Annotated in this window: 13 protein-coding genes and 1 tRNA gene; 9 read left to right on the forward strand and 5 right to left on the reverse strand. The window is 65.5% G+C overall.

Features of this window, described 5'->3' with window-relative positions:
• Positions 1 to 21: 21 nt before the first annotated feature.
• The 3 genes from AC3WOB_RS19145 (at position 22) to AC3WOB_RS19155 (ending at position 4,140) form a co-directional block, all read left to right on the forward strand.
• On the forward strand, positions 22 to 1,170 hold the full coding sequence (locus tag AC3WOB_RS19145) for an acyl-CoA dehydrogenase family protein (protein WP_013391159.1): 1,149 nt from the start codon (positions 22 to 24) through the stop codon (positions 1,168 to 1,170).
• 184 nt (positions 1,171 to 1,354) lie between these two features.
• Complete coding sequence (locus AC3WOB_RS19150) at positions 1,355 to 2,584, forward strand: CaiB/BaiF CoA transferase family protein (protein WP_492275878.1); 1,230 nt, start codon at positions 1,355 to 1,357, stop codon at positions 2,582 to 2,584.
• A gap of 29 nt (positions 2,585 to 2,613) precedes the next feature.
• Complete coding sequence (locus AC3WOB_RS19155; protein ID WP_492275879.1) at positions 2,614 to 4,140, forward strand: 3-hydroxyacyl-CoA dehydrogenase; 1,527 nt, start codon at positions 2,614 to 2,616, stop codon at positions 4,138 to 4,140.
• A 98-nt stretch (positions 4,141 to 4,238) separates the two neighbouring features.
• Here the strand turns inward: AC3WOB_RS19155 and AC3WOB_RS19160 are convergent, their stop codons facing one another.
• Genes AC3WOB_RS19160 through AC3WOB_RS19170 form a run of 3 tightly spaced genes read right to left on the reverse strand, consistent with a single transcriptional unit; the run spans position 4,239 to position 7,748 of the window.
• Positions 4,239 to 5,204 carry a Bug family tripartite tricarboxylate transporter substrate binding protein gene (locus AC3WOB_RS19160; RefSeq protein WP_013391162.1) on the reverse strand — a complete coding sequence of 322 codons (966 nt, stop codon included), beginning with the start codon at positions 5,202 to 5,204 and terminating at the stop codon, positions 4,239 to 4,241.
• Between the two features lie 41 nt (positions 5,205 to 5,245).
• Positions 5,246 to 6,688 carry a dihydroorotase gene (locus AC3WOB_RS19165; protein ID WP_492275958.1) on the reverse strand — a complete coding sequence of 481 codons (1,443 nt, stop codon included), beginning with the start codon at positions 6,686 to 6,688 and terminating at the stop codon, positions 5,246 to 5,248.
• Entirely contained in the window at positions 6,660 to 7,748 is a 1,089-nt protein-coding gene (locus AC3WOB_RS19170) for a CobW family GTP-binding protein (RefSeq protein ID WP_492275880.1), read from the reverse strand. The genes AC3WOB_RS19165 and AC3WOB_RS19170 overlap by 29 nt, the downstream gene beginning before the upstream one ends.
• A gap of 212 nt (positions 7,749 to 7,960) precedes the next feature.
• Between AC3WOB_RS19170 and AC3WOB_RS19175 the strand changes: the two genes are divergently transcribed.
• The gene (locus AC3WOB_RS19175; RefSeq protein WP_492275881.1) at positions 7,961 to 8,734 is read left to right on the forward strand and encodes an IclR family transcriptional regulator; all 774 of its coding nucleotides are present in this window, start codon (positions 7,961 to 7,963) and stop codon (positions 8,732 to 8,734) included.
• An 18-nt stretch (positions 8,735 to 8,752) separates the two neighbouring features.
• Here the strand turns inward: AC3WOB_RS19175 and AC3WOB_RS19180 are convergent, their stop codons facing one another.
• The gene (locus tag AC3WOB_RS19180; protein ID WP_492275882.1) at positions 8,753 to 9,658 is read right to left on the reverse strand and encodes a LysR family transcriptional regulator; all 906 of its coding nucleotides are present in this window, start codon (positions 9,656 to 9,658) and stop codon (positions 8,753 to 8,755) included.
• A gap of 92 nt (positions 9,659 to 9,750) precedes the next feature.
• Between AC3WOB_RS19180 and AC3WOB_RS19185 the strand changes: the two genes are divergently transcribed.
• The 4 genes from AC3WOB_RS19185 to AC3WOB_RS19200 are packed head-to-tail and all read left to right on the forward strand — an operon-like array spanning position 9,751 to position 12,928.
• Complete coding sequence (locus AC3WOB_RS19185; RefSeq protein WP_013391167.1) at positions 9,751 to 10,545, forward strand: SDR family NAD(P)-dependent oxidoreductase; 795 nt, start codon at positions 9,751 to 9,753, stop codon at positions 10,543 to 10,545.
• A gap of 15 nt (positions 10,546 to 10,560) precedes the next feature.
• Positions 10,561 to 11,382, forward strand: coding sequence for an SDR family NAD(P)-dependent oxidoreductase (locus AC3WOB_RS19190; protein ID WP_013391168.1), 822 nt, complete (start codon positions 10,561 to 10,563; stop codon positions 11,380 to 11,382).
• Between the two features lie 23 nt (positions 11,383 to 11,405).
• Positions 11,406 to 11,918, forward strand: coding sequence for a carboxymuconolactone decarboxylase family protein (locus AC3WOB_RS19195; RefSeq protein ID WP_492275883.1), 513 nt, complete (start codon positions 11,406 to 11,408; stop codon positions 11,916 to 11,918).
• A 44-nt stretch (positions 11,919 to 11,962) separates the two neighbouring features.
• The gene (locus tag AC3WOB_RS19200; RefSeq protein ID WP_492275884.1) at positions 11,963 to 12,928 is read left to right on the forward strand and encodes a Bug family tripartite tricarboxylate transporter substrate binding protein; all 966 of its coding nucleotides are present in this window, start codon (positions 11,963 to 11,965) and stop codon (positions 12,926 to 12,928) included.
• Between the two features lie 73 nt (positions 12,929 to 13,001).
• On the opposite strand, the gene AC3WOB_RS19205 is transcribed toward AC3WOB_RS19200, so the two are convergent.
• Positions 13,002 to 13,907 (reverse strand): c-type cytochrome, encoded by a 906-nt coding sequence (locus tag AC3WOB_RS19205; protein WP_492275885.1) that lies wholly within the window; start codon positions 13,905 to 13,907, stop codon positions 13,002 to 13,004.
• Between the two features lie 232 nt (positions 13,908 to 14,139).
• Here AC3WOB_RS19205 and AC3WOB_RS19210 point away from each other — a divergent pair.
• Positions 14,140 to 14,214, forward strand: a tRNA-Arg gene (locus tag AC3WOB_RS19210).
• The last annotated feature ends 118 nt before the right edge of the window (positions 14,215 to 14,332 follow it).

Genomic DNA, 14,332 nt, shown 5'->3' on the forward strand with positions numbered 1-14,332 from the left:
CTTTTTTTTGAGACTCCCATCATGGCCCTCGATACCGAAACCCTGAACCTGCTGCTGGACGCCGTGCGCCGCTTCGTGCACGAACGCCTGATCCCCGCCGAAGACGAACTGGCCGAAAGCGGCCAGGTGCCGCCGGACATCGTCAACGAGATGCGCGAACTGGGCCTGTTCGGCCTGTCCATCTCGCCCGACCACGGCGGCCTGGGCCTGACCATGGAAGAGGAAGTGCGCGTGGTCTTCGAACTGGGGCAGACCTCGCCCGCATTCCGTTCGCTGGCCGGCACCAACATCGGCATCGGTTCGCAAGCCATCGTGCTGGCCGGCACCGATGAGCAGCGCGCCAACTACCTGCCCAAGCTGGCCAGCGGCGAACTGATAGGCTCGTTCGCGCTGACCGAGCCTGATGCCGGCTCCGACGCGATGGCGCTGCGCCTGTCCGCCGTGCGCGACGGCGACAGCTATGTGCTCAACGGCACCAAGCGCTACATCACCAACGCGCCCATCGCCGGCCTGTTCTCGGTCATGGCGCGCACCGCGCCGGAACGCCGCGCCAATTCCATTTCGTGCTTCCTGGTCGAGGCCGGCACGCCGGGCCTGACCATCGGCAAGCCCGACAAGAAGATGGGCCAGGCTGGCGCCCTGACCAGCGACGTGGTGTTCGACAACTGCCGCGTCCCGGCCAGCGCGCTGCTGGGCGGGGAAGAGGGCAATGGCTTCCGCACCTCGATGCGGGTGCTGGACAAGGGCCGCCTGCATATCTCGGCGCTGTGCGTGGGCATCGCCGACCGCCTGCTGAGCGACGCCGTGAAGTACGCCATTGAGCGTAAGCAATTCGGCCAGCCCATCGCTGAATTCCAGCTGATCCAGGCCATGATTGCCGACAGCCAGGCCGAACTTTACGCCGCGCGCTGCATGGTGCTGGACGCCGCCCGTATGCGTGACCGCGGCGAGAACACCACCATGCAGGCCGCCTGCTGCAAGCTGTACGCCACCGAAATGGTGGGCCGCGTGGCCGACCGCGCGGTGCAGATCCACGGCGGCGCGGGCTACATGTCCGAGTACGCGGTCGAGCGTTTCTACCGCGACGTGCGCCTGTTCCGCATCTTCGAAGGCACCTCGCAGATCCAGCAGCTGGTGATCGCCCGCGAAACCATCAAGGCGCATTCCTGAGCGCGGACACGGCCCAAGAGGCTAATATCCTGCATGACTGACGGTGATCCGGCAGCGGCCCTGGGCCGCGCCGGAATATGACGCGCCAGCGGCCGCGCGCCGCCGGCATGACGGAATTCCAGTCTGGCTTGCGCACCGCCGCAAGCCGGACGTTTTCATTTCTCTTCCAGCGAAAAGATTACTAATGTCGCAACGTCCCGCTCCCCTTACCGGCATACGCGTGCTGGATCTCACCCGCGTCCTGGCGGGTCCCTGGTGCACCCAGAACCTTGCCGACCTCGGCGCCGAGGTGATCAAGATCGAACGCCCCGGCGCGGGCGACGACACGCGGGCCTGGGGGCCTCCGTACCTGAAGGACGAGGCGGGCAACGACACCACCGAGGCGGCCTATTACCTGTCCGCCAACCGCAACAAGCTGTCGGTGGCGCTGGACATCGCCTCGCCGCGCGGCGCCGAGCTGGTGCGTGAACTGGCGCTGCAAAGCGACATCCTGGTGGAAAACTTCAAGGTCGGCGGCCTCTCCAAGTACGGCCTGGACTACGACAGCCTGAAGGAACTCAACCCGCGCCTGATCTACTGCTCCATTACCGGCTTCGGCCAGACCGGCCCCTACGCCAGCCGCCCCGGCTACGACTTCATGATCCAGGGCATGGGCGGCCTGATGAGCATCACCGGCGAACGCGACGACCTGCCCGGCGGCGGTCCGCAGAAGGCGGGGGTGGCGGTGACCGACCTGATGACCGGCATGTACTCCACCGTCGGCATCCTGGCCGCGCTGCATGAGCGTTCGCGCAGCGGCCTGGGCCAGCACATCGACATGGCGCTGCTGGACTGCCAGGTCAGCATGCTGGCCAACCAGAACCTCAACTACATGACCTCGGGCGTGGCGCCCAAGCGTGCCGGCAATGCGCACCAGAACCTGGTGCCTTACCAGGTGTTCGCGGCCAGCGACGGCCACCTGATCGTGGCGGTCGGCAACGACAGCCAGTTCCGCAATTATTGCGGCGCGATCGGCCTGCCCGAGCTGTCGGCCGATCCGCGCTTCGCCACCAATCCGCAACGCGTGAAGAACCGCGCCGAACTGGTGCCGCTGCTGACCGAACGCATGGCCACCGGCGGGCGCGACCACTGGCTGGCCGCGTTGGAAGCCGTGGGCGTGCCGGCCGGCCCCATCAATACGCTGGACCAGGTCTACGAAGACCCGCAGGTCCTGGCGCGCGGCATGAAGCGCGAATTGCCGCATCCCACCGCAGGCACGGTGCCGATTGCCGCCAGCCCGCTGAAGTTTTCCGACAGCCCGGTCGAGTACCGCCGTCCGCCGCCCATGCTGGGCGAGCATACCGAGCAGGTGCTGGCCGAAAAACTGGGCCTGTCGGCCGAAGAAATCCTGGCGCTGGCGCAAAGCCGGGCCTGAACCCCATCCAATAAAGCAGGAGAGTGGTGATGAAGGAGATTCAAACCATCGGCGTCGTCGGCGCCGGGGCCATGGGGCGCGGCATCGCGCAGATCGCGGCGCAAGCCGGGCTGCGCGTGCGCCTGTACGACACCAGCGCCGACGCCGTGGCGGCCGCGCGCGAGTCGCTGCGCCAGACCTGGGACAAGCTGGCCCAGAAGGGCAAGCTGAGCGCCGCCGACGCGCAGGCCGCCTTGGAACGCGTCGAATCCGCCACCGCGCTGACCGACATGTCGAATTGCCAGCTGGTGGTGGAAGCCATCGTCGAACGCCTGGACGTCAAGCGCGACCTGTTCGCCGCGCTGGAAGGCGTGGTGGCCGAAGATTGCATCCTGGCGTCGAATACCTCGTCGCTGTCCATCACCGCCATCGCCGCCGCCTGCAAGCATCCGCAGCGCGTGGCGGGCTACCACTTCTTCAACCCGGTCGCGCTGATGAAGGTGGTCGAAGTCATCGACGGCCTGCGCAGCGCGCCCGAAGTCGGCGACGCGCTGGCCGAGCTGGCCCACCGCATGGGCCACACGCCGGTGCGCGCCAAGGATATGCCGGGCTTCATCGTCAACCATGCCGGCCGCGGCATGAATACCGAAGGCCTGCGCGTGGCGCAGGAAGCCGTGGCGAGCTTCGCCCAGGTCGATGCCGTTATGCGCGAGCAGGCCGGCTTCCGCATGGGGCCGTTCGAACTGCTGGACCTGACGGCGCTGGACGTGTCCCACCCGGTCATGGAATCGATCTATCGCCAGTTCTTCGACGAGCCGCGCTTCCGTCCGTCGCCCATCACCACCGTGCGCCTGGCCGGCGGCCTGATCGGCCGCAAGGCTGGTGAAGGCTTCTACGTCTATGCCGACGGCCAGAAGCAGGTGCCGGCCGAGCCGCCCGTGCCCGCGCTGCCGGAGAACCTCAAGGTCTGGGTCAGCCCCAGGCACGCCGAAGGCTACGCCCGCGCCGCCGCGCTGGTCGAAAAGCTGGGCGCCACGCTGGTGACCGGTTCCACGCCCGACGCCGACGCGCTCATCCTCGTCACGCCCTTTGGCGAAGACGTTTCCACCACGGTTTCCGCGCAAGGCCTGAACGCGGCCCGCACGGTCGGCCTGGACACGCTGTACGCTTTCGACAGCGCAAAGCGCCGCACCATCATGGTGTCTCCCGCCACCGAAGCCAAGTGGCGCGACGCCGCGCACGCGCTGCTGGCCGCCGATGGCGTGCCGGTCACGGTGATCGAGGATTCGCCGGGCTTCATCGCCCAGCGCATCGTGGCCACCATCGTCAACATCGCCAGCGACATCGCGCAACAGCAGATCGCCACGCCCAAGGACATCGACCTGGCGGTGACGCTGGGCCTGGGCTATCCGGTGGGTCCGCTGGCCCTGGGCGACAAGCTGGGCGCCGACCGCATCCTGGAAATCCTGAAGAGCATGCAGCGCGTGACCGGCGATCCGCGCTATCGCCCCAGCCTGTGGCTGCAGCGCCGCGTGCAGCTCGGCATGTCGCTGACCAAGGCGGCTGGCGAGCAGTGATGTGATGGACATGCATGGCAGGCGCCGCCCTGGCATGCGTAAAAGGGCCCGCAAGACTTCGCGTCTTGCGGGCCTTTTTTTCTGCAGGGCAGGTCGCCTCAGTTGGCCGGCTTGACGCCGATCAGCGATACCAGCGGCGTCCAGAGCGCGATGTCGTCGCGGATGCGGCGGGCGAACTTGTCCTTCACTTCGCCTGCGCGCGGCTGGCTGCCGGACGCGTCGAACTTGCTCAGCACGTCCGGGTCGCGCAGCATGACCTGCACGGCGTCGGCCAGCCTGTCCACTACTTCGGCGGGCGTGCCGGGCGGCGCGAACAGGCCGTTCCAGGTTTCGATCTCGTGCCCCGGGATGGTGTCGGCGATGGCTGGCACGCCCGGCAGCTGAGGCACGGGCTGGCGGCTGGACACGCCCAGGAAGCGGATGCGGCCGCTATCCTTGTAAGGCAGGATTTCGGAGATGTTGGCCGAATACAGGTCGGTGGTGCCGCCCATGGTGTCGAGCAAGGCCGGCGCGCCGCCCCGGTAGCCGATCAGCGTCGCCTCGATACCGGCGCGCTTCAGGAACACCAGCACCGACATGTGCGACATCGACCCTTCGCCGCCGTGCGCGACGGTCAACGCGCCGGGTTTGGCCCGGCCATACTCGATCAACTGCGCCAGGTTCTGGAAGCGCGAGCTGGACGGCACCGTGAGCACCAGCGGGTTGCTGGCGATGTTGGCCACCGGCACCAGATCGTTCAACGGGTCATAACGCACGTTGAACAGGAACCGGACCAGCGAAACCTGGCCGATCGATCCCACCATCAGCGTATTGCCGTCGTTGCGGGAACGGATCAGCGCATCGGTGGCGATGGTTCCGCCCGCGCCCGCCTGGTTTTTCACCACCACTGACGACCCCAGCGTGCGGCGCAGCGAATCGGAGGTGATGCGCGCCACATAGTCGGTGTTGCCGCCCGGCGGGTAAGGCACGATCAGTGTGATGGCGGACCCTTCCTGGGCTTGGGCCAGCGCGGACAGCAGCAGCGGCGAGGTGGCCAGCAGCCGCGAGAACTGACGACGATTCATGATGTTTTCCCCTTGTGTCGTAGTGATGCGCGGCCGTGAACTCAACGGGTCGCGGCAGCCATCTGGCCGCTGCCCTTGGCGCCGACGACTTTTCCGTCCTCATACACCGTGGCGCCGCGCACCAGGGTGCGTACCGGCTTGCCCATGAGACGGCGGCCGGCATAGGGGCTCCAGCCCACCAGGCTGAGGACGTCTTCGTCGCGCACTTCGTATTCGGTCTCCAGGTCGACCAGGACCAGGTCGGCGTCCAGGCCCGCGCGTATTTCACCCTTTTCGCGCAGCCGGAACAATTCGGCGGGTTTGGCCGAGCAGGCCTCGGCCACCCGTTCCAGGCTGATCTTGCCTTCCTGCGCCGCGGTCAGGAACATGCTCAGGTAGAACTGGGTCGACGGCGTGCCGGTATGGGCTTTCCAGCCATCAGTCCAGCCCACTTCTTTCTCTTCGCGCGTATGCGGGGCATGGTCGGTGGCAATGATATCGATGGTGCCGTCGTTGAGTCCTTCCCACAGGCCCGGCACGTTCTTCTCCGGCACCCAATACGACAGCGCATACGAGCCCAGGCGCTGGATCGCCGACCATTCGCAACCCAGGAACAGCGCCCAGGGATTGATCTCGCAGGTCACCTTCTGCCCCGCTGCCTTGGCTTCACGGATGAGCTGCACGCTGCCGGCGGTCTGCGTGTGCAGAATGTGCAGGTGGCAGCCGGCCGCCTTCTGCAGCCGCAGCAGGGTGGCGATGGCGGTTTCCCAGATCACGCCATCATGGGCGGCATAGGCGCGCGCATAGGCCAGCGCGTCGCGTTCGCCGCGGTCCCAGTAGGTCTGTTCGATCACGTCCATCAAGGCCTGGTCGTGCGGGTGCACCATCAATGGCACGTCCAGTTCGGCGCAGCGCTGCATGATGCGCAACAGCTTGCCGTGGTCATGCACGCCGATGCCGGGCATGTGCGGGTAATCGCGCCCCGTGTCCACCACCATGAAGATCTTGAACGCCGCAATGCCGGTGGCGGTCATGGCTTCCATTTCCGACTCTATCGTCGGCGCCGGATTGAAGTTCCAGTCGACCACGGCGTCGCTGCGGTAGATGGCGAACTGCTTTTCCAGCAGGTCCAGCGAGTTGGGCGGCGGATTGACGTTGGGCATGCCCACGCTGGTGGTGACGCCGCCCGCGGCGCATTGCTGGGTGGCGGTGAAGATCGTGTCCTTGTACTCGAAACCCTTTTGCGAGCCCTGACGGTGGTGCGAGTGCATATCGATGGCGCCCGGCAGGACGGCCAGGCCGCTCGCATCGATGACGTCCCGCGCGTCGGGCTCGCTGCCGGCCTCGTACAGGCCGGCGATCTTGCCGTTGCGGATGCCGATGGAGGCGCGCACGCGGCCCTGCGGAGTGACCACCAGGCCGTTCTTGATCAAAGTGTCCATGCTGTTTTCCTTGTGATGGGGAATGCCAAAACGATCAGGCCGCGCGTGCGGCAGGCGGGACAGCGCGCTGCCGCACCGTGTCCCAGACCTGCATGACGTAGTCTTTGCTCAGGCCTTTGGTAATGAAAACCATGCGGGATTGCCGGTCCGTGTCGGGCCAGTCCGGCAATTCGGTGGGGGGATGGAACAAGCGCTGCACGGCCTGCAGCACGATGGGCCGCTCGTGGCCGGCGATGTGCAGGATGCCCTTGACGCGCAGCAGCTCGTCCGGATGCGCCATGACCAACGCATCCAGCCACGCGCTGACTTGCGGCCATTGCAAGGGGGCGGCGAAATCCAGGCAGAAGCTGTCGATGCGGGCATGGTCGTGGCCATGCGCGTGCGTGTGGTGCTTATGGGTGTGTTCATGCCCATGCCCACCATGCCCGTGTCCGTCCGCGTAAGGCGCGGCATTGAGCCATTGCCGCGCCTGCTCCGGACGCACGTTCACATCGTAGACATCGGGCCCGTCCAGCACCGTGGCATCCGGCCGGGCCGCAGGGTTGCACACCACGAGCGTTGCCCCTGGGTTGACGCGCGCCAGCGTGTCCACCAGCGCCGCGACTTGCGCGCCGGGCAGTTCGGTCTTGGTGACGATCAAGGCATCGGCGACGGCCACCTGCTTGATGGCTTCCGGGTGCGCGGCCAGCGTGCCCGGCCCGTTGATGGCGTCCACCACGGTCAGCACACGATTCAGGCGGAACGAGCGCGCGACGGGGAACGTCATCAGCGCCTGGATGACCGGCACCACGTCGGCCATGCCCGTGGTTTCTATCAGGATGCGATCGAAGGCGGCGATGGTTCCGGCGCTGCGCTTGGCGCGCAGGTCGCGCAGGGTCTCGACCAGGTCGCCTTGCACGGTGCAGCACAGGCATCCGGTGGTCAGTTCGATGGTGTTGTCGTTGCTGCTGGCGATCAGCGCGTGATCGATGCCGATCTCGCCAAACTCATTGACGATGACCGCCGCACCGGCCAGCGCCGGGTCGCGCAGCCAGTGATTCAGCAGGGTGGTCTTGCCGCTGCCCAGGAAGCCCGTCAGCAAAGTGACCGGAATGCGCGTTTCGGATATCTCGCCGTCTGCCATGATGCACCTTTGCAAAAAATAATAAATTCGCAATCATTGCGATTAAATGGATTTTTGCATCGAGTTGAGGCTTTGGCAAGTCCCCACGGTTTCGCGTCGCGACGCGTCGGCCGGGAGGTGAGAATGACGCTGCTAGAATCGCGGAGAAATTGAATTTCGCAATGGATGCGAAATCACGCGCCGCACAGGCGTAACGATAGGGAGAGGTCGACGTGGCGGGTGAAATCAGGACGCGCAACCGGATACTGCACATCCTGCAGCTCTATGACAGGCGTGCCGCATGGTCGGTCGAGGACATCGCCGTCGAAATGGATGTGTCCGTCAGCTCAGCCTATCGCGACGTGCAGGAACTGGTCCGCGCCGATTTCCTGACCCCGGTGATGGGCGCGCGCTACGTGCTGGGGCCGACCTTTGCCCATTTCGACCTGCTGATGCGCCATGGCGATCCCTTGCTGAAGGTGGCCGAGCCGCACATGCGCCGCCTGGTGGAGGCGACCACGCCCTCGTCGGCCTCGGTGCTGACGCGCAGCTACCAGGACAAGGTCATGTGCATCCACCAGGAAATCGGCGATCCGGCCGCGCGCGTCGGACGCTACGAACGTGGCGCCACCATGCCGATGTTTCGCGGCGCGACCTCCAAAGTCATCCTGGCGCACCAGAGCCGCCGCGCCCTGGAGCGCATGTACCTGGCCCATGAAGAGGAAGCGCGCGCCATCTCGCACTGGAAGAGCCTGAAGGACCTGTGCCTGGAACTCGACGCCATCCGCGAGGCGGGCGTAGCGGTCAGTGATTCCGAGATCACGCCTGGGACCATAGGCATAGCCGCGCCCATCTTCCTGGAGCAGCGCGTGGTGGCCGGATTGAGCCTGATCGTGCGCGCCGAGCATTGCCGCCTCGAGCCTTTTCGCGCGGCGGTGATCGAGGCCGCCAGCCAGATCAGCAGCCAGTTGGCCGAAGTGGACGGCGCCTGGGTGGCCCGCGCCTGAGCACGGACCCCAGCCCGCTCAATCGGGTCGCGACTGGCGGTCCCGGCCCAGGCGGCGCAATTCATCCAGCGTTTGGCGCAGCAGCCCCGAGGGCTGGCTCTCCCGCCGGATATACATGCCGACGGAGCGCGAAAGCGCCTGCCGCAGGCGGGTCTTGCGCACGCCGCGCTGCGTTGCGTTGTCCAGCGACGACTCCGGCAACAGCGCAATGCCGCAGTTGTGCTGCACGAAGCGTGCGATGGTGTTCAGGTCCCGAAGGGAATAGACCGGATTGAAGGGTTGTGCCGCGGCCTGGAAGGCGCGTTCGGTCAGGACCCGCACGCTGGTCCCGGGCGGCATGCTGATCAAGGGCAGCCGGGCCAATTCCATGGGCATCCAGTGCCTGACGTCCGGCTTGATCTGGGCGCTGTGGAACAACACGAAGGGCTCGGTGAACAACTCCTGATAGACGAGGTCGGAGGCGCCTTCCTCGTTCATCGTGGTCACGGCGATGTCCACTCGCCGCTCGCGCAACAGTTGCAAGGCCTCGCTGGCGATGGGATCGTAGACCTCCACCCGTACCCGCGGGTGTTTGCGCGCAAGGCTTTGGATCAACAGGGGAATGAGCGACGCCGCAAGCGTGGGCAGGGCCGCGACGGCGACGCGGTTGTGGCGATCGCGCAGCCGTTGGTCCAGTTCCAGCATGCCTTTTTCATGCAGAGCGGTGATCCTGTGCGCAATCTCCAGGATGTCCTGGCCTTCGCGCGACAGGCGCACCATGCGGGTGGTGCGCTCGAAGAGTTTGACGCCCAGCGTCTCTTCCGTTTCCTTCAGCAGCTTGCTCAGCGTTGGCTGAGTTACGTGCAGCATCTCGGCCGTTCTCTGAAAACTCAGCGTTTCGGCCAGCATCACGAAGATGCGCAGTTGTCTCGTCGTCAGATTCATTCTTTTTGTCTATCAATGCCGTTCAAATCGGAACTTAACCAGAAGACCTGGCTGCCTTAGCCTTTGCATCACGATCTCTCTCTGGAGCTGGGATGTTTCGTCTTGATGGAAAGGTAGCCCTGGTGACCGGTTGCGGCACGCTGGGCGCAGGTTGGGGAAATGGAAAGGCTGCTGCGGCGGTGCTTGCCAGGCAGGGCGCCGCGATTTTCGGTTGCGATCTGAACATCGACGCGGCGCGACAGTCCGCGCAGGCCGTGGCCGCGGAGGGCGGGAAGATCACGGTCCGGCAGTGCGACGTCACGGACGGCAGCCAGGTGGCGGAACTGGTGCGGGCGTGCATGGAGACGCATGGCCGTATCGATGTGCTGGTCAACAACGTGGGCCGCTCGGAACCGGGCGACCCGGTCTCCATGCCGGAGGATCTTTGGCACGATCAGATCCAGGTGAATCTGACCTCTGCCTTCCTGTGCTGCAAGCACGTCATCCCCCTCATGAAGAGCGCTGGTGGAGGATCGATTATCAACATTTCGTCCATCGCCGGGCTGCGTTATGCGGGCAAACCCCAGGTCGGCTATGCCGCCGCCAAGGCCGCCCTGATGCAGATGACGGCCACCACCGCGGTCATCTATGCGCAAGACGGCGTGCGGCTGAATTCGGTGGTGCCAGGACTGATGTTCACGCCCCTGGTGGAACGCCTGGCGCAGAAATACGCCAAGGGTGATTACGAGGGTTTTGTGGCGCACCGCCATGCCCAGGTGCCCGCGGGTCGCATGGGCGACGCCTGGGACGTGGCCCATGCCGTGGCTTTCCTGGCCAGCGATGAGAGCCGCTACATCACGGGGCAGCAGATCGTGGTGGATGGCGGCATCACCATGGCAACGCGTTGAGCGGGGATAGTCGCGATGAACGTGCATGAGCAAGCGGGCGCCGGACGCCTGGCGGGCAAGGTGGCCTTGATCTTCGGCGCGGGTTGCGTGGGACCGGGTTGGGGCAACGGAAGAGCGATCGCCGTGCGCTTCGCCCAGGAGGGGGCCGTGGTGGTCGCGGTGGACATACGGCCGGAGTCACTGCCCGAGACCCTGGAGTTGGCTGGACGCTACCGGTCCCGCATCGAAACCCAGATCTGCGATGTGGGCGACGCGGCCCAGGTCGCTGCGCTGGTCCAAGCCGTGGCGCGGCGTCACGGGCGGATCGACATTCTGGTCAATAACGTGGGAGGTCCCATTCCCGGCGGTGCGGCGGCGCTGACGCAAGCGGATTGGCGCAGGCAGCTCGACTTGAACCTGACCTCGGTGTTCACCACCTGCCAGCACGTCCTGCCCATCATGCAGGAGCAGGGCGCTGGCGCCGTGGTCAACGTGTCTTCGACCTCGGCCATACGCTGGACCGGCGCGCCGCAGGTCGGCTATGCGGCGGCCAAGGCCGGCGTAATGCAGTTCGGCCGTGTGGCCGCCGTGGAATACGCCGGCAAGGGGGTGCGCATCAACACCGTCCTGCCGGGCCAGCTCCATACGCCGCTGGTCGATGCCTTCCTCGCCGGCCAGCAGAGCGCGGGCGACATCGACGCCTTGCTGGAGCGGCGGCGCCGCCGCATTCCGTTGCCGCTTTCCGGCGATGGCCGGGACACGGCCAATGCCGTGCTCTTTCTCGCCTCGGACGAGGCGCGTTTCATCACCGGAACCGAACTGATCGTGGACGGGGGCATGAGCGCCCGCTGCGACTGAAAACCAAGCTGAGGAGAATCACGATGGCGCGAATTGAATATGCGGATATCGCCAGGCCGGAGATCCGGCCGCTGGTCGAACGCATCGAACGGGAGCGGTCCAGCCTGCCGAATCTCTATCGGATGCTGCTCAACAGCCCGCCGGTGGCGCAGGGCTGGCTGGCCTATCTCACGGCGATACGCCAGCACAGCGGGCTTGCGCCCAAACTGCGGGAGATGCTCATCCTGCGCGTCGCGGTGCTGAACCAGGCCGACTACGAGTTCGAGCAGCATCTGCCGATCGCTTTGAAAGCGGGTTGCAACGAAGACCAGGTGCAGGGCTTGAAGACCGGCGATTTCACATCGCTGGACGCGGGCGAGCGCGCGGCCATGGCGTATTGCGATGAGATGACGCGCGAGATCCGGGTCCGGGACGCTACGTTCGCCGCCGTCCGCGAGGCTTTCGATGCCCGCGCGATCGTTGAGATCACGGCCACGGTGGCCGCGTACAACATGGTGTCGCGCTTTCTGGAGGCCATACAGATCGACCATGAATGAACGGCTGGTCGTACAGCCGGTAAATAAAAACACAGGAGACATGCATGCATAGCTTCAAACGATTTGGTGGCGCGTTCGCCTCTCTTGCGCTGGGCCTGGCCCTGAGCGCGCCGGCACATGCCGGCTATCCGGCAAAGCCGGTGCAACTGATCATTCCGTTCGCGCCGGGCGATACCGACCAGATGCTGCGGCCCATCACCGAGAAGATGGGGCAATACCTGGGCCAGCCCATCGTGATGAACTACAAGCCCGGCGCGGGGGGAGGCATAGGCGCGGCATACACGGCCTCGGCGGCGCCCGACGGCTATACCATCGTGGGCAGTTCGCCGGGCGCGCTGGTCGTGGTTCCGCTGGCCAACAAGGAGATCAAGTACACGACGGAGTCCTTCGCGCCGGTCGCCGCCATATCCCTGGGCGGCATGATGATCGTCGCGCCCGGGAAGTCCAGGTACAAGACCCTGGCCGACGTGGTGACCGATGCCAAGGCGCGTCCCGACGCCATCTCCTACGGCACCTCGGGCGCCATGGGCATCAGCCATCTGCTGGGCGAGACGTTCGCTTCCGAGGCCAAGGTCAAATTGCGCCACATCCCCTTCCAGGGCAGCACGCCGGCGGTCACCGCCTTGCTCGGTGGCCACACGGATATCGCCGTGTCCGCGGTGGGGCCGGCGCAGGCGCACATCCAGTCCGGCGGCCTGCGGCCGCTGGCCGTCTTCAGCAGCAAGCGGCTGGCGGCCTATCCGGACGTGCCGACTCTGCGGGAACTGGGCTATGAGGTCGGCAGCCCCACCATCTATGGGCTGATGGCGCCCAAGGGCACGCCGCCCCAGGTAGTCGATGCCTTGTACCAGGCCGCCCGCAAGGTCGTAGCGGAGCAGGGCGATGAGGTGAACAAGACCCTGGGCGGCATCGGCGCGGAAATCAGCGTGCTGAGCCCGCAGGAGTACGGCGCCTATCTGCAGGAGCAGCGGGCGTTGTTTTCCAAGGCGATCGGCCTGATCCGCGAATAACCGGCGCGCCAGCGCGCAAAGAAAAAGCCCCTTGATTGGCTTAAGGGGCTTTTTTCATAGTGGGCGGCGAGTCTTACTTGGCCGCATCCACCATGTACTGCACCGCTGCGCGGATATCGTCTTCCGAGGCGTTGGCCGCGCCGCCCTTCGGGGGCATCGGCGGCTTGCCTTGCATGGCGACCTTCACCATGGCGTCCATGCCGGTCTTGATGTACGGATCCCAGGCGGCCTTGTCGCCGAACTTGGGGGCGTTGGCTACGCCGGTGGCATGGCAGGCGAAGCAGACGCTCTTGTACAGCTTTTCGCCGGCCGGATTGACCGCAGCCGCGGCTTGCGGCGCGGCGGCGGGAGCGGCCGGCGCGGGTGCCGCAGCGACCGGGGCCGGAGCCGCAGCAGCCGGGGCAGCAGCAGGCGCTGCGGGGGCGGCGGCAGGAGCGGCAGCCGCTTCCTTCTTGTCGCCTTCCGCGGCCGGAGCGGCGGGCTCGGGCAGGGAAGCGCCAGACTTGTTGGCCATGTACACCACGGCGCGCGCGACTTCGTAGTCGGACAGCGTGGGGTTGCCGCCCTTGGCGGGCATGCCGCCCTTGCCGTGCAGGGCCACGTTCATCATGGCGTCGTAGCCTGCGGTGATGAAGGGCGCCCAGGCGGCGTTATCGCCCACCTTGGGTGCGCCAGCCACGCCGGCGGTATGACAGGCCGTACAGACGGCGGCGAAAACTTGTTCGCCGGTCTTGAAGACCTTGGGGGCATTCGCATCGACCAGTTCAAAACCCGCGACCGGGGCAATGCGCTTGGCGACGGCTTCTTGGGACAGTGTGTCCGAACCCGCTCCTGTCTTGTTGCCCGAGACCACCATGTTCACCAATAGGATGATGATGGCGATCGGGATCACGAAAGACAGGACGATCGTGACGATCAGTTGCTTCGGGGTCTTGATGGGGGAGGAGTGCTCTTCTATGTGTTCCTGCTCGTTGCTCATGACCAAATCCTGCTAACGGGTACCGGGGGCGCCTGGCGGCGGCAACAGAAAATCAGTACTGCACAAGTCGGCGGCATGGACGGCCCGCCTTGCAAGCAAACGCTGGATTATATAACGGTGTCATAGACACGCGTCCAATGCATCTGACCGGGTTTTCGCTGAGTTTGACGGAAGATTTGATCCTGTTCATGCAGTTCCGCGAAAACTGGGTACAATACCGCCTCCTTGCGCTGCGCCCGTAGTTCAATGGATAGAATGAGAGTTTCCGAAGCTCTTGATACAGGTTCGATTCCTGTCGGGCGCGCCACCAAATCAAAGGCTTACGTTTTTTGGGTCCGTTTTGGGACCAAAACGCGCAGATTAATGCGAGTTCTTTGAGCTTCCAATTACGGCTTCCGGGCAAGCAAATGCTCGGCACAGAGGGC

Source organism: Achromobacter sp. FW305-C-30-7, from assembly GCF_058783105.1.

Excerpts from the sequence above, each read along its gene's own strand:
- AC3WOB_RS19205 (WP_492275885.1), bottom strand. The coding sequence starts at position 13,907 with ATGAGCAACGAGCAGGAACACATAGAAGAGCACTCCTCCCCCATCAAG.
- AC3WOB_RS19185 (WP_013391167.1), top strand. The coding sequence starts at position 9,751 with ATGTTTCGTCTTGATGGAAAGGTAGCCCTGGTGACCGGTTGCGGCACG.
- AC3WOB_RS19150 (WP_492275878.1), top strand. The coding sequence starts at position 1,355 with ATGTCGCAACGTCCCGCTCCCCTTACCGGCATACGCGTGCTGGATCTC.
- AC3WOB_RS19195 (WP_492275883.1), top strand. The coding sequence starts at position 11,406 with ATGGCGCGAATTGAATATGCGGATATCGCCAGGCCGGAGATCCGGCCG.
- AC3WOB_RS19200 (WP_492275884.1), top strand. The coding sequence starts at position 11,963 with ATGCATAGCTTCAAACGATTTGGTGGCGCGTTCGCCTCTCTTGCGCTG.
- AC3WOB_RS19145 (WP_013391159.1), top strand. The coding sequence starts at position 22 with ATGGCCCTCGATACCGAAACCCTGAACCTGCTGCTGGACGCCGTGCGC.
- AC3WOB_RS19190 (WP_013391168.1), top strand. The coding sequence starts at position 10,561 with ATGAACGTGCATGAGCAAGCGGGCGCCGGACGCCTGGCGGGCAAGGTG.
- AC3WOB_RS19170 (WP_492275880.1), bottom strand. The coding sequence starts at position 7,748 with ATGGCAGACGGCGAGATATCCGAAACGCGCATTCCGGTCACTTTGCTG.
- AC3WOB_RS19160 (WP_013391162.1), bottom strand. The coding sequence starts at position 5,204 with ATGAATCGTCGTCAGTTCTCGCGGCTGCTGGCCACCTCGCCGCTGCTG.
- AC3WOB_RS19180 (WP_492275882.1), bottom strand. The coding sequence starts at position 9,658 with ATGAATCTGACGACGAGACAACTGCGCATCTTCGTGATGCTGGCCGAA.
- AC3WOB_RS19155 (WP_492275879.1), top strand. The coding sequence starts at position 2,614 with ATGAAGGAGATTCAAACCATCGGCGTCGTCGGCGCCGGGGCCATGGGG.